24 protein-coding genes, 1 tRNA gene and 1 pseudogene are annotated in these 24,698 nt (G+C 62.3%); 20 read left to right on the top strand and 6 right to left on the bottom strand.

What is annotated here, in order from left to right; genetic code table 11:
- Positions 1–669: pseudogene (locus tag OO12_RS25590) on the bottom strand (hypothetical protein); the annotation flags it as partial.
- A gap of 101 nt (positions 670–770) precedes the next feature.
- Between OO12_RS25590 and OO12_RS29495 the strand changes: the two are divergent.
- The 6 genes from OO12_RS29495 (at position 771) to zapE (ending at position 7,561) form a co-directional block, all read left to right on the top strand.
- Positions 771–1,052 (top strand): recombinase family protein, encoded by a 282-nt coding sequence (locus OO12_RS29495; RefSeq protein WP_034161536.1) that lies wholly within the window; start codon positions 771–773, stop codon positions 1,050–1,052.
- 538 nt (positions 1,053–1,590) lie between these two features.
- Positions 1,591–3,414: a DUF885 domain-containing protein gene (locus OO12_RS25600; protein WP_034161537.1), complete on the top strand. Its 1,824-nt coding sequence runs from the start codon at positions 1,591–1,593 to the stop codon at positions 3,412–3,414.
- A gap of 145 nt (positions 3,415–3,559) precedes the next feature.
- Positions 3,560–4,966, top strand: a complete 1,407-nt coding sequence (gene creD, locus OO12_RS25605) for a cell envelope integrity protein CreD (protein ID WP_235365017.1) — start codon at positions 3,560–3,562, stop codon at positions 4,964–4,966.
- A 220-nt stretch (positions 4,967–5,186) separates the two neighbouring features.
- Positions 5,187–5,972, top strand: a complete 786-nt coding sequence (locus OO12_RS25610; RefSeq protein WP_034161538.1) for a succinate dehydrogenase iron-sulfur subunit — start codon at positions 5,187–5,189, stop codon at positions 5,970–5,972.
- 9 nt (positions 5,973–5,981) lie between these two features.
- The gene (locus OO12_RS25615) at positions 5,982–6,452 is read left to right on the top strand and encodes a PaaI family thioesterase (RefSeq protein WP_034161539.1); all 471 of its coding nucleotides are present in this window, start codon (positions 5,982–5,984) and stop codon (positions 6,450–6,452) included.
- Positions 6,449–7,561: a cell division protein ZapE gene (gene zapE / locus OO12_RS25620; RefSeq protein ID WP_034161540.1), complete on the top strand. Its 1,113-nt coding sequence runs from the start codon at positions 6,449–6,451 to the stop codon at positions 7,559–7,561. The genes OO12_RS25615 and zapE overlap by 4 nt, the downstream gene beginning before the upstream one ends.
- Here zapE and OO12_RS25625 read toward each other — a convergent pair.
- On the bottom strand, positions 7,531–8,667 hold the full coding sequence (locus tag OO12_RS25625) for an acyltransferase family protein (RefSeq protein WP_052216274.1): 1,137 nt from the start codon (positions 8,665–8,667) through the stop codon (positions 7,531–7,533). The genes zapE and OO12_RS25625 overlap by 31 nt on opposite strands.
- Before the next feature lie 87 nt (positions 8,668–8,754).
- On the opposite strand from OO12_RS25625, the gene OO12_RS25630 reads away from it, so the two are divergent.
- The 8 genes from OO12_RS25630 (at position 8,755) to lpdA (ending at position 17,663) form a co-directional block, all read left to right on the top strand.
- Complete coding sequence (locus tag OO12_RS25630) at positions 8,755–9,081, top strand: YbjQ family protein (RefSeq protein WP_034161541.1); 327 nt, start codon at positions 8,755–8,757, stop codon at positions 9,079–9,081.
- Positions 9,078–9,368: a hypothetical protein gene (locus tag OO12_RS25635; protein ID WP_052216275.1), complete on the top strand. Its 291-nt coding sequence runs from the start codon at positions 9,078–9,080 to the stop codon at positions 9,366–9,368. Before OO12_RS25630 ends, OO12_RS25635 begins: the two co-directional genes overlap by 4 nt.
- Positions 9,369–9,507: 139 nt before the next feature.
- Positions 9,508–10,473 carry a malate dehydrogenase gene (mdh, locus tag OO12_RS25640; RefSeq protein WP_034161542.1) on the top strand — a complete coding sequence of 322 codons (966 nt, stop codon included), beginning with the start codon at positions 9,508–9,510 and terminating at the stop codon, positions 10,471–10,473.
- 5 nt (positions 10,474–10,478) lie between these two features.
- Positions 10,479–10,973 carry a hypothetical protein gene (locus tag OO12_RS25645; RefSeq protein ID WP_034161543.1) on the top strand — a complete coding sequence of 165 codons (495 nt, stop codon included), beginning with the start codon at positions 10,479–10,481 and terminating at the stop codon, positions 10,971–10,973.
- The gene (gene sucD, locus OO12_RS25650) at positions 10,970–11,854 is read left to right on the top strand and encodes a succinate--CoA ligase subunit alpha (RefSeq protein ID WP_034161544.1); all 885 of its coding nucleotides are present in this window, start codon (positions 10,970–10,972) and stop codon (positions 11,852–11,854) included. Before OO12_RS25645 ends, sucD begins: the two co-directional genes overlap by 4 nt.
- A gap of 67 nt (positions 11,855–11,921) precedes the next feature.
- A complete protein-coding gene (locus OO12_RS25655; RefSeq protein WP_034161545.1) occupies positions 11,922–14,855 on the top strand; it encodes a 2-oxoglutarate dehydrogenase E1 component in 2,934 nt (977 codons plus the stop codon).
- 76 nt (positions 14,856–14,931) lie between these two features.
- Complete coding sequence (gene odhB, locus OO12_RS25660; protein ID WP_034161546.1) at positions 14,932–16,152, top strand: 2-oxoglutarate dehydrogenase complex dihydrolipoyllysine-residue succinyltransferase; 1,221 nt, start codon at positions 14,932–14,934, stop codon at positions 16,150–16,152.
- A 119-nt stretch (positions 16,153–16,271) separates the two neighbouring features.
- Positions 16,272–17,663 carry a dihydrolipoyl dehydrogenase gene (gene lpdA, locus OO12_RS25665; RefSeq protein WP_034161547.1) on the top strand — a complete coding sequence of 464 codons (1,392 nt, stop codon included), beginning with the start codon at positions 16,272–16,274 and terminating at the stop codon, positions 17,661–17,663.
- Positions 17,664–17,758: 95 nt separating this feature from the next.
- On the opposite strand, the gene OO12_RS25670 is transcribed toward lpdA, so the two are convergent.
- Complete coding sequence (locus tag OO12_RS25670) at positions 17,759–18,661, bottom strand: LysR family transcriptional regulator (RefSeq protein ID WP_034161548.1); 903 nt, start codon at positions 18,659–18,661, stop codon at positions 17,759–17,761.
- Between the two features lie 119 nt (positions 18,662–18,780).
- On the opposite strand from OO12_RS25670, the gene OO12_RS25675 reads away from it, so the two are divergent.
- Positions 18,781–19,110, top strand: a complete 330-nt coding sequence (locus OO12_RS25675) for a UrcA family protein (RefSeq protein ID WP_052216276.1) — start codon at positions 18,781–18,783, stop codon at positions 19,108–19,110.
- Between the two features lie 271 nt (positions 19,111–19,381).
- Here OO12_RS25675 and OO12_RS25680 read toward each other — a convergent pair whose 3' ends face one another.
- Entirely contained in the window at positions 19,382–20,230 is an 849-nt protein-coding gene (locus tag OO12_RS25680; protein WP_034161549.1) for an N-formylglutamate amidohydrolase, read from the bottom strand.
- Between the two features lie 123 nt (positions 20,231–20,353).
- On the opposite strand from OO12_RS25680, the gene cpdR reads away from it, so the two are divergent.
- Positions 20,354–20,731: a cell cycle two-component system response regulator CpdR gene (gene cpdR, locus OO12_RS25685; RefSeq protein ID WP_034161550.1), complete on the top strand. Its 378-nt coding sequence runs from the start codon at positions 20,354–20,356 to the stop codon at positions 20,729–20,731.
- A 46-nt stretch (positions 20,732–20,777) separates the two neighbouring features.
- A tRNA-Val gene (locus tag OO12_RS25690) sits at positions 20,778–20,852 on the top strand.
- 333 nt (positions 20,853–21,185) lie between these two features.
- Here the strand turns inward: OO12_RS25690 and OO12_RS25695 are convergent.
- Entirely contained in the window at positions 21,186–21,671 is a 486-nt protein-coding gene (locus tag OO12_RS25695) for an Lrp/AsnC family transcriptional regulator (protein WP_034161551.1), read from the bottom strand.
- A gap of 121 nt (positions 21,672–21,792) precedes the next feature.
- Between OO12_RS25695 and OO12_RS25700 the strand changes: the two genes are divergently transcribed.
- From OO12_RS25700 to OO12_RS25710, 3 genes are all read left to right on the top strand, one after another.
- Positions 21,793–22,836 (top strand): Glu/Leu/Phe/Val dehydrogenase dimerization domain-containing protein, encoded by a 1,044-nt coding sequence (locus OO12_RS25700; RefSeq protein WP_034161552.1) that lies wholly within the window; start codon positions 21,793–21,795, stop codon positions 22,834–22,836.
- Positions 22,833–23,201: a nuclear transport factor 2 family protein gene (locus OO12_RS25705; RefSeq protein ID WP_034161553.1), complete on the top strand. Its 369-nt coding sequence runs from the start codon at positions 22,833–22,835 to the stop codon at positions 23,199–23,201. The genes OO12_RS25700 and OO12_RS25705 overlap by 4 nt, the downstream gene beginning before the upstream one ends.
- 281 nt (positions 23,202–23,482) lie before the next feature.
- Complete coding sequence (locus OO12_RS25710; protein ID WP_152616670.1) at positions 23,483–24,076, top strand: TetR/AcrR family transcriptional regulator; 594 nt, start codon at positions 23,483–23,485, stop codon at positions 24,074–24,076.
- 77 nt (positions 24,077–24,153) lie between these two features.
- On the opposite strand, the gene OO12_RS25715 is transcribed toward OO12_RS25710, so the two are convergent.
- Entirely contained in the window at positions 24,154–24,624 is a 471-nt protein-coding gene (locus OO12_RS25715) for an Lrp/AsnC ligand binding domain-containing protein (RefSeq protein ID WP_034161555.1), read from the bottom strand.
- Between the last annotated feature and the right edge of the window lie 74 nt (positions 24,625–24,698).

Below are 24,698 nucleotides of genomic sequence, written 5' to 3' on the forward strand. Positions count from 1 at the left end.
CGCTCGTGATCGACCACCATACGCATCGGGCACTCGAGCTCTTCCGGCGCAATCTTGTTCGTCGTCTTGCTCATACAGGATCCACCTTCTAAGGAGTTGGAGCCTCCGGCAAACCCGGCGCGGTTCAGTAATGCGATGATAGCCGAGTTGTCGATAGAGTGGTAACAACACCTCCTCTATAAGCTGATCTTCTGAGCAGGTATCTAGGTATGTAGATAGCCGATCGCGGCGGGTTGTCTCTTCGACAGTGAAGGGCTTGTGAGGATCGGGCTTGGCCGAGACAGTTTGTGTGCCAAGGTGCTTGAAATAGAGGTTATGGTTTTCTCCGTAGAACGCTTCAAATCCCTCTCTCTTTAACGGGACATTGAGAGCGAGCAATGCAAGAGATCGATCGGGATCTTTAGCGTCGCCATCCTCTTTGGTCATCATACGACGCAACAGTGCGACTAGATCATCTGGTAAGTGATTGGGCCTAGTGGCCGACTTCTCCAATATCTCTTCGACCTGCGCTTGCGCCCATACGGGACGCCACGAGCCATCGTGCTTGTAAGGAAGTCCGGCCTCCTCAAACAGTTCGGTGATGTAATAGGATGAGCGATAGCGAAAGTGGTCGAGATCGCCAACGATCATGGAGCCAAGTTCACGTAGGCTGCGCTTGCTAAACTTCATACCTGTCCCCGACAAAATCCCTTCCTAATCTAATTAGGTGCAGGGGCGAGAAAACCAAACAGACATCGTTTGTGCGAAGGCGACACAGTTGTGGTCACGGGATGGATCACCTCGCGCGATCGTCGATGTACCCCCACACGCTAGTCCAGCAGCCACAGGAGGAGGGCGTCGGCTTTCGGTGCGTCGAGCAAGACGGCATCAACACGACCACCATAGACGGCCAGCGCATGGCAAGCGTGCTGGGTGGCGTGGCGCAGTTCGAGACGCAGCTTCCCGCTACTTGCAGATATCACGCGCACGAAAAACCCGGCAGGCTAGGCCGGACGGACCCTCCAACCTCCACTCTCGTCGGCGGCGCTTTCTGCGGTTGGCGCCGGGCCTGACTTCAAGCGCATTTCCAAACCGAGACACGACCAGAATGCCCCGGCCAAGGCAGCCACGCAGGCCAGCGGCATTCGACCGAACGCCGCCTCGATTCAATCCAGCCGTTGGTGTCGTCATCACGGCTCTCCCGCGCACATGTCGTGCGTGTTCTGTAAAGCCCATTTGACGGGCGACTTGAATCAACAGCGCTGGACTCGATCAGACCATGACCCCGCCACGGATATTTCCCGATATTCCCGCAAAGCACCCGAAAAATTCCCGTGCGGCTCCATCAAAATTCCCGCAGCTTTTCCCGCAGATTCCCGCAGAACGCTCAAAAAACGATTTTCCCGCAGCAACTCCCGCAGCAACGGGAATTTGGACCGATTGCGGCAATGCCCGAAATGCGCTGCGGCTCGCCCGAATGATCCCGCCGATTCAAACCCGCCTGGCGCTCCGTCACGGTCGGGCATGGACTGCCGATCGCGCCATCCAATCCTTGCCGCCGGCGATGCGGCGTCATAAGACGGTACATCACTTAATCCGAGGAAAAGCGCCTTGCGTTTCAAATTGCTGACCGCCGCCCTGCTGTGCGCCGCCGCCACACCCGCTCTGTCCCAGGCATTGCCGCCGCCCGCGTCGGTCGCCGGCGACAGCGCCGAGGACGGCAGGCTCAAGCGGCTCTTCTACGAGAGCGATGAAGCGTCGCTGAAACGCAACCCGATCTCGGCCATCTTCCGCGGCGACCTGCGCTATGCCGACCGGCTCGGCGATTATCTGTCCGACGCCTATCTCGATGGCGAGCGCAAGGCGGGCGAGGCGGATCTTCGCGCGCTCGGCGCGATCGACCGGACCAAGCTCACGCATGTCGATCAGATCGCGTATGACGTGTTCCGCAATTCGACCGAAATCAGCCTGCGCGGCTATGATCCCGCGATCGTCGCGCTGACCATCGTCCGGCCGATCGATCATTTCAGCGGCTTCCAGACCTTCTATCCCGACTTCGCCTCGGGGCAGGGCGCCGCGCCGTTCAAGACGGTCGCCGACTATGACAACAGCCTGAAGCGCAGCGTGGAATATGCCGCGATGCTCGATGAGGCGATCGTGCGTTTTCGCCAGGGCATGAAAAGCGGCGTGGTTCAGCCCAAGCTGACCGTGCGCAACATGATCGAGCAGTTCGACAATATCATCGCGCAAGGGGTCGAGGGTTCGGCCTTTTACGGACCAGTGAAGACTTTCCCGGCGACCATTCCGGCGGCCGATCAGACGCGGCTGCGCGCGGCCTATGCCGCGCAGATCCGCGACGTGCTGATCCCGGCGCACAAGCGCATGCGCGATTTCCTCGCCAATACCTATCTTGCCGCGGCGCGCGACAGCGTCGGATTGTCGGGCATGCCCGGTGGCGACAAGCTCTACGCCTATCTGATCGAATCCAATACCACGCTGCCGCTCAAGGCGGAGGATGTGCATAATCTCGGCCTGTCGGAGGTTGCGCGCATCCTCAAGGCGATGGAGGTCCAGAAAGCGGCGGTTGGCTTCAAGGGCAGCCTGCCCGAATTCTTCACCTTCCTGCGCACCGACGCGCAGTTCGCGCCCAAATCGGCGGAGCAGTTGCGCGACGGCTATCGCGCGATCGGCAAGCGTATCGAGGCGCGGATCAACGAGCAATTCTCGCTCTTGCCCAAGACCCCGCTCGAGATTCGTCCGGTCCCGGCGTACAAGGAAAAGACCGAGGCCGGCGGTTCCTATCAAAGCGGCACGCCGGACGGCACGCGTCCGGGCATATTCTATTACAACACCTATGACCTGCCCTCGCGCTACATGTGGGAAATGGAGACGCTGTACCTGCATGAGGCGGAGCCGGGGCATCATTTCCAGATCAGCCTGGCGCAGGAGAATGCGGCATTGCCCGCGTTCATGCGCTTCGGCGGCAATACCGCTTATGCCGAGGGCTGGGGCCTGTACGCCGAGACCTTGTGGCCCGAACTGGGCATGGAAACCGATCCCTATCAGCGCATGGGCGGGCTGAACGATGAAATGCTCCGTGCGATGCGGCTCGTCGTCGACACCGGCATCCATGCCAAGGGTTGGACCCGCGATCAGGCGATCGATTATATGCTCGCCAATTCGCCGATGGCGCGAACCGACGCGACCGCCGAGGTCGAGCGCTATATCGCCATTCCCGGGCAGGCTCTGGCCTATAAGATCGGCCAGCTGACCATCAGCCGTACCAAGGCGAAGACCAAGGCGGCGCTTGGCGACAAGTTCGACCCGCGCGCCTTCCATGCCCAGATCCTCGACACTGGTGCGCTGCCGATGCCGGTACTGGAAAAGAAGATCGACGCCTGGATCGCGGCGTCGGGCGGCAAGGTCGCGCAATAACAAGGGGTTGGCGGCGCCGGGATTATGCCCGGCGTCGCTGCATGGCCGGCCTGCACAGTTTCTGCACAAAGGTTTCACCCGATCAGCTTTGGCCGCCGGCCGGGCGGCTCCCTATCGCACTCTCTCCTGACAGAGGGAGATGACCATGTTGGAGCATATCGCCGCCGAGCGCTCGCCCGGCCGCAAGCTGTTGTTCGCGATCCTGATCGGGGCGCTGCTCGCGATCCCGCTCTTCACCATCTATCTGCTGGTCTACGACCGGCAATCGCAATCGGAGACCGCGCGGTCGTCGATCGCCGACGGGTGGGGCGGGCCGCAGACCGTTGCCGGGCCGGTGCTGATCATCCCTTACGCCGAGAAGATCGATGAGACCGTGACGGAGAATGGCAAGAAGGTCGTCCGTACCAATACCGTCTGGCGCGAACTGACGGTCGCGCCGACCATGGCCGACATCAAATCGGCGCTCAAACCCGAACGGCGCCATCGCTCGATCTATGACGCCGTCGTTTATGAGGCGCGCAACACCGGCACCGCCCGGTTCGCGCTGCCCGCGGATTTGCAGCGTTTCGGGGTCACCGCCGATCAGCTGGCGCTCAACCGCGCGGAGTTGCGCTTCGGCCTGCGCGATGCGCGTGGCTTGTTCGGTCCGCCGCCTTCGGTGACTGTCGATGGCCGCCGCTTGCCGCTTCAGCCGGGCAAGGGGCTGCCGGAAACCAATGGCTCGGGGTTCTTCACCTGGCTTGATGCGGCGGCGCTGCGTGAACGGCCGATCGCGGTGAGTTTCGACTATGCGTTTCGTGGCAATGGCTGGCTCGCCTTGCGGCCGCAGGCCGGCGACACGCGCTGGACGGTCAATTCGAAATGGCCGCATCCAAGCTTCACCGGCGGCTTTCTGCCGACCCGTCATGAGATCAAGGATGACGGTTTCACCGCGGTCTGGCGGGTCGGAAATCTCGCACTGGGCAGCACGCTGATCAATGGCGAACAGCGGGTTAAGCCGGACGCTGCCTCGGCGGAGAATCCTTATGGTCTCGGGGGCGCTGCGGTGAAGGAAGTGGCGGGCGATTACGAGGCGCGGGTCGATCTCGTCACGCCGGTCGATCTCTACAGCCAAGTCAATCGCAGTGTGAAGTACGGCTTCCTGTTCATCGGCTTCACCTTCATCGCCTTTCTGATGTTCGACGTGATCGGCGGCGTGCGCGTCTCTGCGGTCGAATATCTGCTGGTCGGTGCCGGGCTGGTGCTGTTCTTCGTCATGCTGCTGGCCTTTGCCGAAGTGGTCGGCTTCTCCCCCGCCTATGTCCTGGCGGCCGGGGCGATCATCGGCCTGCTCACCGCTTACTCCTCGGCGGTGCTCGGCAGCTGGCGGCGTGGCGCCTATATCGCCGGCCTGCTCATCGCGCTGTACGGTGTGCTCTACATCCTGCTCAGCCTGGAGGCCTATTCGCTGGTGATCGGCTCGCTGCTGCTCTTCGCGGCGCTGGCGGCGGTGATGTATCTCACCCGCGGACTCGACTGGGGCGGCATCCGCATCGCCCCGGCGAAGGACTAGCCGGGGTGGCGCCGGCCCGCTCTTCCTCCATGGTCGCTGTATCGCAGGACTGTCGGGGGAAGGGCGGGCCGGTGCCGGTCGGCGCTTCTTCCGTCTGTGTGCGCGGGCCGCATCCCGCGCTGCCGTCTAAGCATTTGCGACACCCCGCCGGCTTGTGTATCGGCATGGCGACATCGCGCGGCCCGACCGCGCGGCATGATTGTACGGGGACGTTGTACCGATGGCTGAGTTTGTCCTGCCGAAGAACAGCAAGATCAGGAAGAATGGCAAGGTCCACAAGGCGCCTGCCGAAGCGACGAAGGTCAAGAATTTCAAGGTCTATCGCTACGACCCCGATGCCGGTGAAAATCCGCGTTACGATACGTTCGAGATCGACCTCGACAGCTGCGGCCCGATGGTGCTCGACGCACTGATCAAGATGAAGTCGGAGCAGGACAGCTCGCTCACCTTCCGCCGCTCGTGCCGCGAAGGCATTTGCGGGTCGTGCTCGATGAACATCGATGGCAAGAATGGCCTCGCCTGCACCACCGCGATCGAGGATGTGAAGGGCGACGTGACGATCACGCCGCTGCCGCACATGGAAGTGATCAAGGACCTGGTCCCCGACTTCACGCATTTCTACGCGCAGTACGCGTCGATCAAACCATGGCTGCAGACCGTCACGCCGCCGCCCTCGGGCAAGGAGCGGCTGCAGTCGCCGGCCGATCGCGAGAAGCTCGACGGGCTGTACGAATGCATCCTGTGCGCCTGCTGTTCGACGTCGTGCCCAAGCTATTGGTGGAACAGCGACAAGTTCCTCGGCCCGGCGATCCTGTTGCAGGCCTATCGCTGGCTCGCCGACAGCCGTGACGAGATGACCGGCGAGCGGCTCGACGAGCTGGAGGATCCGTTCCGCCTCTATCGCTGCCACACGATCATGAATTGCGCGAATGTCTGCCCCAAGGGGCTGAACCCGGCCAAGGCGATCGCCGAGATCAAGAAGATGGAAGTCGAGCGGGTTCTTTAAGGCATCCGCGTGACCGAACCGGCCAACCCATTCTTCAGCTACGAGGACGATCCCGACGCGCCCGGCTGGAAACGCTGGCAGTTTCGCGATCCGACTCGGTTCAATGCGTTTATCGAACCACTGCTTGTCCGGGTCGATGAGGGCCTGGCGCGGGTGCGCATGATGCCGCGCCATGATCATTCGAACATGCGCGACCAGGTGCATGGCGGCGCGCTCCTCGGCTTCATGGACGTCGCGCTGTTCGCGGCCAGCCGTGGCTTCGGCGTGCTGAGCGCAGGCGGCGCGGTGACGCTCGATCTGTCGGCGCAGTTCATCGGCGGTGGACGCATTGGCGTCCCGCTCGAGGCGCATATCGAGCTGTTGCGAGAAACCGGCCGCATGCTGTTCCTGCGTGGCCTGGTCGTGCAGGAGGGCGAGCCGACCATTGCGAGCTTTAGCGGCACGTTGCGCAAGTCTACGCCGCCCGCCGGCCTCAAATGAGCAAGGTCCTTGCCGCTTATCAGGCGCTGGTGGCCGCCGGCGAGCTGCAGGCCGATCCGGAACAGGCCGAGGGCGCGCGCCGGCTCGATCTGCTCGCGACCGAGCTCGAGGCGACTCCGAAACGTGGCAGCATCCTGTGGCGCACGCTCGGCAAGAAGCCGGAGGCGCCGCGCGGCATCTATCTATGGGGCGGTGTCGGGCGCGGCAAATCGATGCTGATGGACCTGTTCTTCCACGCGCTCGACATTCGCCGCAAACGCCGGGTGCATTTTCAGGAATTCATGCTTGAAGTGCATCAGCGCCTCGGGGTCGAGCGCGCGAGGGAGAAGGGCGATCCGGTCCTGCCGGTCGCGGCCGCGATTGCCGATGAAACGCGGTTGCTCGCGTTCGACGAGATGATCGTCAACAACAGCCCCGACGCGATGATCCTGTCGCGGCTGTTCACCGAATTGCTCGCGCGTGGCGTGACCGTGGTGACGACATCGAATCGCGTCCCGACCGACCTGTACAAGGATGGACTCAACCGCGAGCATTTTCTGCCCTTTATCGATCTCATCCAGACGAAGCTCGACGTGCTCGCACTCAATGGTCCGGTGGATTACCGCCGCGACCGGCTTGGCGTGCAGGAAACCTGGCTGGTGCCCAATGGGCCCGACGCGACGGCACAGCTCTCCGCCGCCTTTTTCCGCCTGACCGATTATCCGCCCGAGGATCGTGCGCATGTGCCGGCGGAGGAACTGGCGGTGCAGGGTGGGCGTACGTTGCATGTGCCCAAGAGCTTGAAGGGCGTGGCGGTCTTTTCGTTCAGGAAATTGTGCGGCGAAGCGCGGGGCGCGGCGGATTATCTGGCCGTGGCGCGGAAGTTCCACACCGTGATCCTGGTTGGCATCCCCAAATTGGGACCGGAGAACCGCAACGAGGCGGCACGTTTCGTCGCGCTGATCGACGCGCTGTACGAACATAAGGTCAAGCTGCTCGCCGCCGCCGATGCCGAGCCCGATCAACTTTACGAAACGGGTGATGGGCGTTTCGAGTTCGATCGTACGGTCAGCCGGTTGGAGGAAATGCGGTCGGAAGACTATCTCGCGGAAGGCCATGGCCAGCGATAGACGCGGGGCATAGCGACGATCGCGTCGAGTCTTGCCGCAAGCCATGCGCGAACCACCGGCTCACCCCTGCGCGCCACCCACCAGGCAAAGACCATCACTGTTCCTGCCGTCGCGATCATGGCCGGTAGCATCGACATGCCACGATGCATCAGCGTCGCCACCAGGGCCGCCCCGGCTTCCTGATGGATCAGATAGAGCGGATAGGTCATCAGTCCCAGCGTCGCGGCGAGGCGCACATCGACCCAGCGTTCCAGCACGGATTGCAGGCGTAACGAGCCGAGTATCACCGCAAGTCCCGCAATAAATGCCAACATCGGTACCCAGGGCGCGGCCTCGATGGTGAGGGCATGGATCCGCTCGATCGCATGTGCGGCGATTTCCACCAGGGCGATCGCGGTAAACAGGGTGAAGGAGATGACTCGCCCGACCGTCACCCGATCATGCAGCATTGCCCAGGCGAGTATTCCGAGCGCGAAGAAACAGCCATGCGGCAACAACAGAAGCTGAAGCTGCCGGGATCCCGTTGCCTCCGGTGCTGACCAGCCGGCAAACAGCGCCCATAGCCAGAAGCCGGTGCTCAGTGCCCCGATCCATAACGCCCGCCGCTCGATACCGGTGAGCGTTCCGGCTTCGCCAAGGCCCGCCGCGATCAGCATGTAGAAGACGAGTTCGATCCCGAGCGTCCAGTAGGAAGGGTCGATGCCGGCGCCGACTGGCCAGAAAGTGACCGACATCAGCCATTGCAACGGGAGCCAAAGGGAGGGCGCGGCCCAGGCCAGCACGACCAGAGTGACGGTTGCGCAGATCCATGCGGCGGGCAGCAACCGCAATACGCGGCGCCGCAGGAAGCTGGAGGCGCTGGCTCCCTGCGCTGACATTGCGATCACGAAACCGGAGATGACGAAGAATAATTCGACCCCGACCCAGCCGAACCAGGTCGCGGCGACGCCGGCGCTCGACAAGGGGAGTCCGGCAAGCATCCCGACTCCGACCGGACTCGGTGCGCGCGCAAAGGCGCTGCCGAAATGGTACAGGACGACCATCAGCGCGCTGGCGAAGCGCAGCAGGTCAAGGGCGATGATCGTGCGACGGGACGGTTCGGCCATGACGACGATGTGCGCCGGGCAAGTTTAAGATCGCGTGTCTCACGGCGGCAAATAGACTAAGGTGAGGACGAACGCAGGAGAGACTCGATGCTCGTCACCACCACCGAAAACGTGCCCGGCCATACCGTCAGGGCCGTACTTGGTCAGGCTTTTGGTGTCGTCGTGCGCAGCCGCGGCATTGGCGGGAACATCACCGCCAGTCTGCGTTCGATCGTCGGCGGCGAAATTCCCGAATATACGCGCCTGGTCGAGGAAACGCGCCGCCATGCCATCGACCGCATGGTTCAGAACGCCGCGACGATGGGCGCCAATGCGGTGGTGATGATGCGCTTCGATTCGGGCGAGATTGCCCAGTCGATGAACGAGGTAGTCGCGTACGGTACGGCCGTGATCCTCGACCCTGCTCCCGAATGATCTTGCGCACCTTCGTATTGGTCGCTGCGTTGCTGGCTCTCACCGCGGCGCTGATCGGGGTCTGGGTTGATGCGGCAACCTGGCCGATGGTTCTGGCGCTAGGCTTGCTGGTTGCAGGCATTCTGTTCGAGCGCGCACGCTATGGTGCAATCCAGGCCAAGCCCACCGGCGGCGCATGGCGTGAGACGTCGGAGCGCTTCATCGATGATGAAAGCGGTCGACCGGTCGTCGTTTGGTACAATGAGGTCACGGGCGAGCGCCGCTACGTCGATCTCGGCGAGGTATAAAGAGTTATTGCAATTGCGAATGATTTGCATCAAGGCGATGTAATCATACGCCTTTAGCGGTTGCCCCAGCGTAAAAACGGGCCTAAGGCCCGTCGCGTTCGCCGCCCGCGCGGCTTAATTTATCCGAAAAGGACGAAGGATGGCCCGCAAGAAGATAGCGCTGATCGGCGCCGGCAACATCGGCGGCACGCTCGCCCATCTCGCGGCGCTTAAGGGACTTGGCGACATCGTCCTGTTCGACGTGGTCGAGGGCGTGCCGCAGGGCAAGGCGCTCGATCTGTCGCAGTGCGGCCCGGTCGAGGGCTTCGACGCGACGATCACCGGTTCGAACGATTATGCCGATATCGCTGGTGCGGACGTGATCATCGTCACCGCCGGTGTCGCGCGCAAGCCCGGCATGAGCCGTGACGATCTGCTCGGCATCAACCTGAAGGTGATGAAGGCCGTAGGCGAGGGCATTGCCAAGAACGCGCCGAATGCGTTCGTCATCTGCATCACCAACCCGCTCGACGCGATGGTCTGGGCGCTGCGCGAATTCTCGGGGCTACCGCATCACATGGTCGTCGGCATGGCCGGCGTGCTCGACAGCTCGCGCTTCAGCCACTTCCTTGCCGATGAGTTCAAGGTCTCGGTCAAGGACGTTACCTCGTTCGTGCTCGGCGGTCATGGTGACACGATGGTTCCGGTGATCTCCTATTCGACCGTTTCGGGCATCCCGGTTCCCGACCTGATCAAGATGGGTCTGTCGACCCAGGAGAAGATCGACGCGATCGTCCAGCGCACCCGTTCGGGCGGCGGCGAGATCGTCGCGCTGCTCAAGACCGGTTCGGCTTATTACGCGCCGGCGACGAGCGGCATCGCGATGGCCGAGGCCTATCTCAACGACCAGAAGCGGCTCCTGCCGGCGGCGGTCTATGTGCGGGGCGAATACGGCGTGAACGATCTCTATGTCGGCGTGCCGGTGGTGATCGGTGCGGGTGGGGTCGAGAAGATCGTCGAGATCGCGCTGGATGAGGAAGCCAAGAAGAACCTCGCTGTGTCAGTCGACGCGGTCAAGGAACTGCTGGTGGCGTGCAAGGCGATCGACGGTTCGTTGAACGGCTGATCGAAATGGCTGCGATGCTGCTTTTGGTGACTGCAATGTCGTTGGCGGCTCAGGCAGAGTCGTCAACGCCATCATTGGCAGAGCGAGCAGTCGCTGCATTTGTTTCAACGTGCCTGGCTCATCGCGGCGAGGGTGTGGACGCGGTAACGCGTTCCATTCAGAGCCAGCCAAATGTGACGGAGATGACCTCTCTTCCGGCCTTGGCGAACGTTGGAAAGCCGATGCGTATGTTTGGCGGGGGAGAGATCGAATACCTCGTGCGGCTGGATAGGAATTCATCGTTCGGATGTTTCGTCGCATTCAAATCACCCGATCACGACAATACTGAGGCAATGGTTATAGCGCTCTCGGCGCAACCGGGAATGTCGTTGCTGCCCGCCAAAAAGTCCAAGAAGCTTGCATTTGATTGGTCGATCACTGGATCCAAGGATTCTGTTCGTCTGGTTCCTCAGTCCCAACTAGGCGGCGTGCTGATTAATTTAGAGGTAGAGAAGAAATGAGCATCCTCGTCGACAAGAACACCAAGGTCATCACCCAGGGGATGACCGGTAAGACCGGCAGCTTCCACACCGAAGCGGCGCTGGCATACGGCACGCAGATGGTCGGCGGCGTCACGCCGGGCAAGGGTGGCACGACGCATCTCGGCCTGCCCAATTTCAACACTGTGCACGAGGCGGTTCACGCGACCGGCGCGACCGCCAGCGTGATCTATGTCCCGCCACCCTTCGCCGCGGATTCGATCCTCGAGGCGATCGACGCCGAAGTGCCGCTGATCGTGTGCATCACCGAGGGCGTTCCGGTGCTCGACATGGTCAAGGTCAAGCGCGCGCTGTCGGGTTCCAAGTCGCGCCTGATCGGCCCGAACTGCCCCGGTGTACTGACCCCGAACGAATGCAAGATCGGCATCATGCCCGGCAGCATCTTCAAGCAGGGCTCGGTCGGCGTTGTAAGCCGTTCAGGCACGCTTACCTATGAGGCTGTGTTCCAGACGACGAATGCGGGCCTTGGCCAGACGACGGCGGTCGGTATCGGTGGCGATCCGGTCAACGGCACGAACTTCATCGACGTGCTGGAGCTGTTCCTCGCCGACGAAGCGACCAAGTCGATCATCATGATCGGCGAGATCGGTGGCGCGGCCGAAGAAGAAGCAGCGCAGTTCCTGCGCGACGAAGCGAAGCGCGGTCGCAAGAAGCCAATGGCTGGCTTCATCGCCGGCCGTACGGCGCCTCCGGGCCGCCGCATGGGTCATGCCGGTGCGATCGTCTCAGGCGGTCAAGGCGGCGCGGAAGACAAGATTGCGGCAATGGAAGCCGCCGGCATCCGGGTGGCGGACAGCCCTTCGGAGCTCGGCACGACCTTGCTTGCGGTACTGAACGGTTAACTTACCCCGCCAGGCGGCGGGCCAATGAGCATTCTCACCTCCCCGGGAATGCGCCGAGGAACAGCCAATGGGCTATGAAGGCCAGGATTTCAGCGAGATCGCGGGTGGCGTGAGCCCCGCGTTCATCGAAACGCTGTATGCGCGCTACAAAACGTCACCCGACAGCGTCGAGCCGTCGTGGCGCGCCTGGTTCGAAGGACTTGAGGGATCGGCGCAGGGGCCGAGCTGGGAACAGGCCAATTGGCCGCTGAGCACGACCGACGACCTGACCGCCGCGCTCGATCCGACGCAGATGGAGCCGGCGCCCAAGCCCGCCAAGGGCGGCGCGTCCAAGCCCGTCGCTGCCCCGGAAGCGACCCCGCAGGTCGATGTCACGCGCGCCGCCGCCGATGCGATCCGTGCGATGATGCTGGTGCGCACGTATCGCGTGCGCGGTCATCTTGCCGCCAATCTCGATCCGCTTGGCCTGTCCAAGCGCGAACTGCCCGCCGATCTGACGCCGGAGTATCACGGCTTTTCCGGTGCCGACCTCGATAAGCCGGTCTATATGGGGGGCACGCTCGGCCTGGAATGGGCGACGGTGCGTGAACTCGTCAGCACTTTGCGCGCCAATTATTGCGGCAATGTCGGCCTCGAATATATGCACATCTCCGATGTGGATGAGCGCCGCTTCCTGCAGGATCGCATGGAGGGCAAGGACAAGGCGATCGAGTTCAGCCCGCTCGGCAAGAAGGCGATCCTCAACAAGGTGATCGAGGCCGAACAGTGGGAGAAATTCCTCGGCCGCAAATATGTCGGGACCAAGCGCTTCGGGCTCGACGGCGGCGAGAGCATGATCCCCGCGCTTGAATCGATCATCAAATACGGTGGTCAGCTGGGCGTTCGCGAGATCGTCTACGGCATGGCGCATCGCGGCCGGCTTAATGTGCTGTCGAACGTGATGGCGAAACCCTTCCGCGTGATCTTCCATGAATTCGGCGGCGGCTCGGACAACCCCGATGACGTGGCCGGTTCGGGCGACGTGAAATATCATCTCGGTACCAGCACCGACCGTGAGTTCGACGGCATCAGCGTGCATATGTCGCTGGTGGCCAATCCGTCGCATCTCGAGGCGGCCGACCCCGTCGTGCTCGGCAAGACGCGCGCGATCCAGACCATCGCCGACGATCTGAAGGAGCATACCGGATCGCTGCCGGTGCTGATCCATGGCGACGCCGCGTTCGCAGGGCAGGGGATCGTGTGGGAGTGCCTCGGCTTCTCCGGCATCCGTGGTTACAATACCGGCGGTTGTATCCATTTCGTGATCAACAACCAGATCGGCTTCACCACCAGCCCGCAATTTGCGCGCTCCTCGCCTTATCCGTCTGATGTGGCGAAGGGCGTCCAGGCGCCGATCTTTCACGTCAATGGCGACGATCCCGAAGCGGTGACCTTTGCCTGCAAGATGGCGATCGAATTCCGCCAGAAGTTTCGCCGCGACATCGTGATCGACATGTGGTGCTATCGCCGCTTCGGTCACAATGAAGGCGACGAGCCGAGCTTCACTCAGCCGCTGATGTACGACCGCATCCGCCAGCATCCGCCGGTGAGTGAAATCTACGGCGCCAAGCTGATCGAGCAGAAGGTGATTGATCGCGCCTGGATCGACGACAATATCAAGCAGTTCACGACCTTGCTTGAAGGCGAGTTCGAGGCCGGCGCAAGCTACAAGCCGAACAAGGCCGACTGGTTCGCTGGGCGCTGGTCGGGACTGCATGCACCTGCCGATGCGGAGAGTGCGCGCCGCAATCTCGAAACCGGGATCGAGTCAAAGCTGTTCGACTCGCTCGGCCGCACGCTGACCACGGTCCCGGAAGGGCTGACGATCCACAAGACGCTCGGCCGTGTGATCGATGCAAAGCGAGAGATGTTCAAATCGGGTGCCAATTTCGACTGGGCGACGGGCGAAGCGCTGGCATACGGCTCGCTGCTGTCGGAAGGCTATGGTGTGCGCCTGTCCGGTCAGGATTCGGGCCGCGGCACGTTCAGTCAGCGTCACGCCGTCTGGGTCGACCAGACCGACGAGCATAAATATCTGCCGCTGGCGCAGATCGAGCATGGCCGGGTCGAAATCCTCGATTCGCCACTCAGCGAATATGGCGTGCTTGGTTTCGAATATGGCTATGCGCTGGCCGATCCGAAGACGCTGGTGCTGTGGGAGGCGCAGTTCGGTGACTTCATGAACGGCGCGCAGATCATGATCGATCAGTTCATTGCCGCCGGCGAAGCCAAATGGCTGCGCGCCAACGGCCTCGTGATGCTGCTGCCGCATGGTTATGAAGGGCAGGGTCCCGAGCATAGCTCGGCGCGTCCCGAGCGTTTCCTGCAGCTCTGCGCACAGGACAATATGCAGGTCGCGAACTGCACCACGCCGGCGAATTATTTCCACCTGCTGCGCCGGCAGATGCATCGTTCGTTCCGAAAGCCGCTGATCGTCTTCACGCCGAAGTCACTGCTGCGCCATAAGATGGCGGTGTCCAAGGCATCCGATTTCCAGGGTGAAACCCATTTCAAGCGGATCCTGTCCGATCCGTCGGCCCCGGCCGATACGGACGTGAAGCGGCTTGTGCTGTGCACCGGCAAGGTCGCCTATGACCTGATCGAGGCGCGTGATGCGGCGGGCGACAAGAACACCGCGATCGTGCGGCTGGAGCAGCTTTATCCCTTCCCCGGCGAGCCACTGGTCAAGCGCCTCAAGGCGCTGACCAATCTTGAAGAAGTGGTGTGGGCGCAGGAAGAGCCGAAGAATAACGGTGCATGGTTCTTCGTCGAGCCGTTCCTTGAGGAATGCCTCGGCCGGGCTGGCGGTAAGGTGCAACGCGCGCGCTATGCCGGTCGCGCCGCCGCGGCATCGCCCGCCACGGGCCTGATGAAGCGTCACCAGATGGAACAGGCTGCGCTCGTCGCCGACGCGCTCGGTCACAATGTCCGCGAAGAGATTCGGCGGACACGAAAGAACTAACCTTGTGTTCCCGCGAAGGCGGGAACCCAGACTGTGCTCCCGCCTTCGCGGGAGCACAAAAAGGCGGAAGTAGAATATGGCAACCGAAGTCACAGTCCCCGTCCTGGGCGAATCGATCACTGAAGCCACGCTTGGCGAGTGGCTCAAACAGCCCGGCGATGCGGTCGCGGTCGATGAACCGATCGCGAGCCTCGAAACCGACAAGGTGTCGGTCGAAGTGCCATCGCCGGTCGCTGGCGTGATGGGCGCGCATGCGGTGCAGGTCGGCGATACGGTGCAGGTCGGTGCGATGATCGCGACGATCGAAGCCGGCGCCGGTGCCCCCGCTCAGGCGGCTGCGCCGCAGCCGGCGGTGACGGAATCGCCCAAGGTCGCCGAACCCGCTGCAGCATCGGATGATGGCCCTGCCGCGCTCTCGCCGTCGGTGCGCCGCGCGGTGCTTGAACACGGTGTCGATCCGGCGACCGTCAAGGGCACCGGCAAGGATGGCCGCATCACCAAGGACGATGTGATTGCCGCTGCCGCGACGCCGGTGGCCGCACCTGTCGCTGCGGCCGCAGCGCCGGTGGCTTCGCCCTCCGTCGCGCAATCGACCGGCCGCAAGGAAGAGCGCGTGCGGATGACGCGCTTGCGCCAGACCATCGCCAAGCGGTTGAAGGAAGCGCAGAACACCGCCGCGATGCTGACGACGTTCAACGACGTCGACATGACCGCGGTGATCGCGGCGCGCGCCAAGTACAAGGATCTGTTCGAGAAAAAGCACGGTGTGCGGCTTGGCTTCATGGGCTTCTTCGTGAAGGCCGCGTGCATGGCGCTGAAGGACATCCCCTCGGTCAACGCATCGATCGATGGCGAGGACATCGTCTATCACGATTATGCCGACATCTCGGTCGCGGTGTCGTCGCCGGGCGGCCTGGTCGTACCGGTGATCCGCGATGCCGATCAGTTGAGCGTCGCCGCGGTGGAAAAGACGATCGGTGATTTCGGCAAGCGCGCCAAGGACGGCACGCTCAAGATGGATGAGATGAAGGGCGGTACCTTCACCATCTCCAATGGCGGCGTGTTCGGCTCGCTGATGTCGACCCCGATCATCAACCCGCCGCAGAGCGCCGTACTCGGCCTGCACCGCATCGAGGATCGCGCGGTGGTGATCGACGGCCAGATCGTCATCCGCCCGATGATGTACCTCGCGCTCAGCTATGATCACCGCCTGATCGACGGCCGCGAGGCGGTGACTTTCCTCGTCGCGCTGAAGAACGCGATCGAAGATCCGACGCGCATACTCATCGACCTGTAATCGAGAAACGAAACCCCATATTCCGTTCGTGCTGAGCTTGTCGAAGCACTGATCTTCTTTCTCGAACGGAACAGAGAAAGTGCAGCCCTTCGACAAGCTCAGGGCGAACGGAGTGTGTAATGGCTGACTATGATTTCGACGTCCTGGTAATCGGTTCCGGCCCCGGCGGTTATGTCGCGGCGATCCGTGCGGCGCAGCTTGGCCTGCGCACCGCGTGCGTGGAGAGCCGTGAGACGCTGGGCGGCACCTGCCTCAATGTCGGCTGCATTCCATCCAAGGCGATGCTTCATGCGTCGGAATATTTCGATGCCGCATCAAACGGCACTTTCGCCAAGCTCGGCATCAAGGTCACGCCCGAGCTCGATCTCGACGCGATGCATGGCCAGCGCATCGATGCGGTCAAGCAGCTGACCGGCGGCATCGCCTTCCTGTTCAAGAAGAACAAGGTCGAGTGGCTCAAGGGCCGTGGCAGCTTTGTCGATGCGCATACGGTCCAGGTTGGCGACAAGACGGTCACCGCCAAGGATATCGTCATCGCCACCGGCTCCAGCGTCACCCCGCTGCCGGGCGTCGAGATCGACCAGAAGGTCGTGGTCGACAGCACTGGTGCGCTTGAATTGCCCAAGGTGCCCGAACATCTGGTGGTGATTGGCGGCGGCGTGATCGGCCTTGAGCTGGGCAGCGTGTGGCGCCGGCTCGGCGCGAAAGTCACCTGTGTCGAATTCCTTGACCAGATCCTGCCCGGTTTCGATGGCGAGGTCCGCAAGGAATCGAACAAGATTTTCAAGAAGCAAGGCATCGAGTTCAAGCTGTCGACCAAGGTCACCGGGGTCACCGTCAACGGCGATAAGGCAACGCTGACGCTGGAGCCCGCTGCTGGCGGCGAAGCGACGACGCTGGAAGCCGATTGCGTGCTGGTCTCGATCGGCCGTCGTCCCAACACCGACGGGCTGGCGCTCGACAAGGCTGGCCTCTCTGTCAACCAGCGCGGTCAGATCGAAATCGGCCACCGCTTCGAAACCAGCGTGCCCGGCATCTGGGCGATCGGCGACGTGGTCCCCGGACCGATGCTGGCGCACAAGGCCGAAGATGAGGGCATCGCGGTTGCCGAGAATATCGCCGGGCTTACCGGCATCGTGAATCACGACGTGATCCCGAGCGTTGTCTATACTTGGCCCGAAATCGCCGGCGTCGGCCTCACTGAAGAGGCGGCGAAGGAGAAGGGTGAGGTCAAGGTCGGCAAGTTCCCGATGGTCGGCAACAGCCGCGCCAAGACCAACCATGAGCCCGACGGTTTCGTGAAGATCATCGCCGACGCCAAGACCGACCGCGTGCTTGGCGTATGGTGCATTGCCGTGCCCGCCGGCACGATGATCGCGCAGGCCGCCCAGGCAATGGAATTCGGAGCGACCAGCGAAGACATTGCCTATACCTGCCACGCGCATCCGACGCACAGCGAGGCGATCAAGGAAGCGGCGATGGCGGTGCGGGGCAAGCCGATCCATATTTGACGCGGCGGGATCGGCGAAAGCCGATCCGCACGCTTAGGGCGCGCCCAGCCGGCGGCGCCAAGCGCTCGTTGACCATTTGGGCTTTGGCCGCATCGCTATTCTTCTGCTCGTACCCGCTCCCGATCGAGCCGCGTCAGCCGTTCGGCGAGAAAATCGATTACCACGCGCACGCGCGGCGTGTGTCGCAGCCGTTCGTGTGTGAGCAGCCAAAGGCCGTGCGGATCCTCGCGCAGCGGCGGCAGGCACTGAAGCAAATCCGGGTCATTGTCGGCAACGAGGCAAGGCAGGACCGCCAGGCCGAAACCCGATCGCACCGCGGCGAGCAGCCCCGCCGCAGAGCTATGGTGCATCGCCACTGCCCCTTCCAGGTCATTGGCCTGCAGCCATTCGCGGTATAGTCGCCATAAACCTGCCTCACCGCCGCCAATCAATGGATGGCCGATCAACTGGCTGCGGCGCGTTGGGCGGCCATGCTCGGCGGCATAAGCGCGGCTGCAATAGAGCGTCCAGACATCGTCGCACAGGCGCCGTCCGACCAGGCCGGCCCCTGTTGGACGTGTTGCGGTGCGGAGCGCCACATCTGCCGCGCCGGCCGCCAGATCGCGATACGATTCGCTGGTGTCGAGATCGATGCGGATTGCGGGATAAGCCAGGTGCAAATCGCGCAGGATCGGCGCGAGAATGGTAACCGCGAAGATTTCCTGTGTGGTCACGCGAACCGTGCCACTGATCTCGCGTTGCTGCGAAGCGGCAGTATCGGTCATCGACTGGACCGCGCGCTCGACTTTGCGGGCATGTGCGACCAGGTCGGCACCTGCCTCGGTCAGGCGATAACCGGCTGGGCTGCGGTCGAAGAGGGTGAGGGCAAGCGCTTCCTCCAGTGCCGAGATGCGTCTCGCCACCGTGGTCTGGCTGACTCGCAAAGTGCGGCCGGCCGACAGGGTGCTGCCCGTATCGGCCACCGCGAGAAAATGCCGTACATCGTTCCAGTCTATCATAGGACATGTTCTGCACTTTTGCATAACGGCAGTGCAACATCGTTGTTCGTCGATCGAGGCTGGCGGGCGTATATAAAAACTGCACCGGTGCCGAAGACCTCATCTTTCGGAGAACAGACATGAAGACGTTTATCACGCTGGCGGCCCTGGCCGCCGCGACTCTCGTCGCGCCCGCATTCGCTCAGGATACCGAACTCGGTGCGGGGCCGCAGGTCGTGACCTATACCGATCTCGACCTGACCACCGCCCATGGCGTCAGGACGCTGGATCGCCGTATCGAACTGGCGGCGCGCCAGGCTTGCGGCTGGGCATCGGACATCGACATCGCCGGTCAGAATGACATGCGTCGCTGCCGCAAACAGACCGTGGCCGAAATCGCCGCGCGGCGGTCGCAAGCGATCGACAATGCCCGCCAGCCGCAGCTCGCCCTCAACGATGCGCGTCGTTGAGCCGGACGTCCCGTGTTGCCACGGCGGCGACACGGGATATTGCTGAACTCCGGCAGGCGTTTGACCCGCCGGTATCGATAAAAACGCATCATGTTGCGTTGCCGTTAAAAACCCCTTGAACCCCGAAAACCGCTTACCTATATCTGCTTCACGAGGCCCGTGTCCCCCCTTTCGCGTGGCCTCGCGATACACCTTCGGGTGTATCTCCTCCCTGAACCTTGGCCACCTCGGGCGTATGCCCGGGGTGGTTTTTTTATGGGGTCGGACCGGGCTATTCTGCGGCGAGCGCGATGGGTCCGGCGAGCGCTTCGTCTGCGAGAGCATCGATCATCCTGCGGAGCAGTCGCGCGGTCGTCGATAACCCGCTCCCCGGCTCATCCAGCGCGGCATCAAGATAGAGTGCGCGGTCGAATTCGACCTGTAGCGCATGGATACCCTTGTCGGGCACCGCATGGCGGTCGAGGATATGGCCGCCTGCATAGGGCGTGTTGACCGCTCCGGTCACACCCGCCGCCATTGTCTCGGCTTCGAGCCGATGGACGAAACGCGCCGCTGCCGATCGCCCGAACCGGTCGCCAAAAATGATTCCGGTGGCGGAGGCCAGTGGCGGCATCGAATGGATATCGAGCAGTATGGCGATGCCAAACTGGGCTCGCGCCGCAGCGAGCAGACCGGCAAGCCGGTCATGATAGGGCCGGTGATCGCCGGCGATCCGCGCCATCACTTCTTCGCTGTCCAACTTGCGCTGCCAGATCTCGCCCGTACTTGCCAGGCGCCGTGGGATCAGTCCAAGTCCGCCGCGCAGCTTGGCCGACTGCATACCCATCGCGCGCCGGTCGGCGCCGCCATCGATATGCGGATCGCGCTCGTCCTCACCGCGATTGAGATCAATCCAGGCGCGCGCACGCTGCTGCACCAGCATCGTCTCGCTGCCCCGCGCCGCGAGCGCCACCGCATCGACATGCCGATCCTCGAGCGGACGTAGCGCCTTAAGCGGCACGCGGATCGCGGCACGCAATTCCAGTGGGTATTCACGCCCGGCATGCGGCACCGACAGGATCACCGGGCTAACCGGCTCGGACGGGCCGTAGAGATCGAAGGACGGTGCGGCGATAGCCATCGTCTCCGCACCGTAGAGGCTCGTCTTTCCGACCGCAATCCACGCGGCGGGCTGGAAATTCTTAAGGGCTTTGCGCTAGGAGGAATATTCTGAAATCTGCTGAGGCAAACGGGTGGGACCGAAATGATCAGGATTCTGCTGGCCGAGGACGATCGGGTGATGCGCGAGTATCTGACGCGCGCGCTCGAACGGTCGGGCTATGCGGTCAGTGCCGTCGACCGCGGCACCGCGGCCATACCCTTGCTTGAAAACGAGCATTTCGATTTGTTGCTGACTGACATCGTCATGCCGGAAATGGATGGCATCGAACTGGCGCAGCGCGCGGGCGAGATGGTTCCGGACTTGCGCGTCATGTTCATTACCGGCTTCGCCGCGGTCACGTTGAAGGCCGGCAAGCAGATGCCGCAGGCGCGCGTGCTGTCCAAGCCGTTCCACTTGCGCGACCTTGTGCTGGAGGTCGACCGGATGTTCGAAAAAGAAAGCGCCACCGGCGGGCTCTGAACGCTTGCGCGCAGCGAAAAGCCTCGCTAGAGCGCGCAACTCTCGTGGGCGTGTAGCTCAGTGGTAGAGCACTGTGTTGACATCGCAGGGGTCGCAAGTTCAATCCTTGCCACGCCCACCATTAAAAGCCCCGTCGACCCCCATGGGTTGGCGGGGTTTTTATCAGCAGCACACATCGACAGCCATGGAAGCGCCGATTGATCCACCCTGCCAGGGGTGAACTATGCCTATCCGAGGACAGATTTTCCCGATCAAAGCCAGGGGACGTGTTGCCGGATCTCCGCCGTGGCCTCGATCGACTCTGGCGCACCACCGACGATGGCGGACTCTCGGATATTGGGCACCTCGACCGTTGCAAACCTCGGGGCGTTCGCGACCCTGGCTTATGTGACGGCTGTCGCGCGTAAGTGTCCTGTCGCTGCTCGCGATACGAACGGGAGTCGGCTGGACTGGGTCAGCGGGTGGGATCAAGCCGATCCAGTGGCAAGCTGGTCGTCTTTTTGATTTCGCTCATGACCACGCTTGAATTGACCTCGCGAACACCGGGCAATTGGGAGAGCTTCTTGTAGAAGAATTCCTCATAATATTGGATGTCGCTCACCACGATCTTCAGCAGGACGTCGATGCTGCCCAGCAGGATGTAGCATTCAAGTATCTCGGGCAGGAGCTTGATCTGCTCGCGAAAGGCGAGTGTCGCGGCAGCGTCATGCGTGGCGAGTTTGACGGACGCATAAATCACGATGTCCAGCCCGACCGATGCCGGATCGACGGTCCAGACCTGACTGCGCAAGATGCCGGCGTCCTTCAGCCGCCGCACTCGCCTCCAGCATGGCGGCGCGGTCATACCGAGGCGGTCGGCCAGCTCCGCCACCGACAGGGACCCATCTTCCTGGAGGAATTCAAGAATCTGGCGATCGATCACGTCCATGGTAATATTCATACGACTAGAATAGCATATTGGGTTCTTAAGTAACCTGAATTATCAAAAATGGGGTCGCTTTAATGAATGAAATTACCCGCGATTGTTGAGACATTTGGCGCTCCTCCCCTGGAGTCCGGCTTTGTACGATCAATTTGCAGATTTTGACGGGCATGCGCTCGTCACCACCCGGCAGGATCATCCTTCCGGCCTTTCGGCGATCATCGCGCTTCACAATGAACATCGCGGCCCGGCAATGGGCGGCTGCCGCATCCTGAAATATCCGTCGACCGATGCGGCGATGAAGGATGTGCTCAGGCTCTCGCGCGGCATGACGTACAAGAATGCGATTGCCGGCATACCCTATGGCGGTGGCAAGGCCGTGATCATTGCTGATCCCACCATGAAGAAGAATGTCGGTCTGCTTCACGCGATGGGCGATTTCGTGGAATCGCTGGGTGGCCGCTATATCACGTCCTTCGATTCCGGAACCTCGCTGGATTATGTCCGCACCATCGGCGAGCGGACGAATTTCGTCGCAGGCACGCTGGTCGAAGCAGGGGACGCGTCGGGCACCACGGCAAACGGCGTGTATCATTGCATGCGCGCAGCGGCAGAAATCGTCTTCGGCTCGCCCGATCTTTGCGGCATGCGGATCGCCATTCAGGGGGTCGGCAATGTGGGCGGCCGGCTGGCTGAGCGGCTGGCACGTGACGGTGCGTCGCTGATCATCGCCGATCTCGATCCGGAGGCGGCCCGGCAGGTTGCCGGGCAGACCGGGGCCGAACTCTCGGCGGTCGATGACCTGTTGGGCGTCGAGGCGGACATTATCTCACCCTGCGCGCTTGGCGGAATCCTGACGGCGCAATCGATCGCCGGACTCAAGGCAAGGATCGTCGTCGGCGGCGCGAACAACCAACTCGCGACGATCGAAGACGATACACGGCTCCTGGCGGCCGGAATTCTCTACTGCCCCGACTATATTGCCAATGCCGGCGGGATCATCGACCTCCACTATCAACGATCTGCCTGGAGTGCCGAAGCGGTCGAGCGCCATGTCCTTGTTCTGGCAGACACGTTCCGGGAAGTCGCCGAGCGATCCCGTACCACTGGAAGAGGGACCGCCGCTATTGCCAATGTCCTGGCTGAGGAGCGGTTTCGCCCTGCGGCACGCCGGACGGCATGAGCGGGATTCGCGACAAGATCGTCGAATATTATCCCCATATCGATCGCGTGGAGACTGATTGGGTGCTAGCCCTGTTCGCCCCGGAGGCGATCTATGAGCGCGCCGATATCGTCTATGACGGCATTGCCGCGATCGACCGCTTCTTTCGCCAGGAGCGGCAGATCAGGGGCGCGCATATTATCGATCGGTTGTGGTCGGATGACGATTCCGGCACCGTTTTCGTTACCGGCCGATTTGAAGGACAGGGCGTCGGCGGGGATGCGCGTGAGGTCAAGTTTGCCGATATTTGGCAGTTCAACGGTTCCGGGAAAGTGGTCAGGCGGCAGACCTATCTGGGGCTGGGCCACGCCTATGTCGAACGATGACCCTCAGCCGAACGTCGGGCCTGAGCATCAGGTCGTCCCCGATACAGGCTCCCCCAATGACCCCGATACTCTCACGCTCGATGATCCTCGGGTCGATCGTGGGGTAATTTTGCCATCGGTCCTAGTCCCTTGCCGGGATGTGGTGTCACAATTGGCGTCATATGACTGTTTGTGGAAATGGGGTTAATCGCCTAATCTCCACGCCAGGCAGGATGCGGGGGCGTTGTCCGGCCGACGGAATGTGGGGTGGGGGAGGGATGCAGATATTGAGTAGGGATGACATGCCCGTACGTGAGAAGCGGCGTAAGCGTCATTCCGATGAGGCGCGCAACGAAGGCCTGACCGCTGCCCGCGAATTGCTGCTCAGCGAAGGGCCCGCCGCGGTCACGCTGGCGCGAGTCGGCAAGATGATCGGCATGTCGCATACCAATGTGATCCACCATTTCGGATCGGCGGCGGGGTTGCAGACCGCGCTGATGGGGTCGATGATCCGCGATCTTGCGGGCGCGCTGGATGAGGCGGTAAGCCAGTTGCGGACCGATGCGGCGGCGCCGAGCATTCTGATCGATCAGGTATGGACCGCGTTCGACGAAGGCGGCGCGGGGCAACTCGCGGCCTGGCTGGTGCTGACGCGTGAGGTCGATCATCTCGAGCCGATCCGTCAGGCGGTGCTCGATCTGGTTTCTGCGGTGAAGGAGAAATATGCCAGCGAACCGTCTGCCGATGACCGCATCCGGTCGATCGTGCTGCTGATCGCGATAGCCGCGTTCGGCGATGCGGTGATCGGGCCACATCTGCGCGGCATGCTCGATCAGGATTCGGATGCCGGGCGCAAGTTGATGACGCGGCTGCTCCCCGTATTGGTCATGGGCTAGCTGTCGAAACGCGTTTCCAAGACTGGCCCGCTTGAGATGATCATTCCCTCGTCATCTCCGCCGGGCCTCCCGCTCGCCTAGACCGGCAATGCGGTTTCAGTCTTGATTTCCTCCATCACCGCATAGGTGTGGGTCTGGGCGATGCCGTCGATCGAGCCAAGTTCGTCGCCGAGGATTCGGCGATAGTCCGCCATGTCGCGGCAGCGGATCTTCAGCAGATAATCAAACCCGCCCGCAACCATATGGCACTCGGCGACGGAGGCGAATGACCGGATCGCAGCGGCGAACCGGCCGAACACATCGGTGGTGGTACGATCGAGCGTCACTTGCACGAACACCAGCAACCCCAGGTCGAGCCGTGCCGGATCGAGCCGTGCGGCATATCCGGTGATATAGCCGTCGCGTTCGAGCCGCTTGACGCGTTCCTGGCACGGTGTGGGCGTCAGCCCGACGCGGCGCGCGAGTGCGAGGTTCGACATTCGGCCGTCTTCCTGCAAGGCTGCAAGGATACGCCGGTCGATGATATCGGGTTTGGCGAGTGTTGTGATGGTGAATTGTCCTGCCCAAGACTATTTCAGCAGGTGATATAGCTATATGGAGCCAAATATACAGACTTTATCCT

It is taken from the genome of Sphingomonas sp. ERG5 (assembly GCF_000803065.1).
In the GTDB taxonomy this organism is placed as follows: Bacteria; Pseudomonadota; Alphaproteobacteria; order Sphingomonadales; family Sphingomonadaceae; genus Sphingomonas.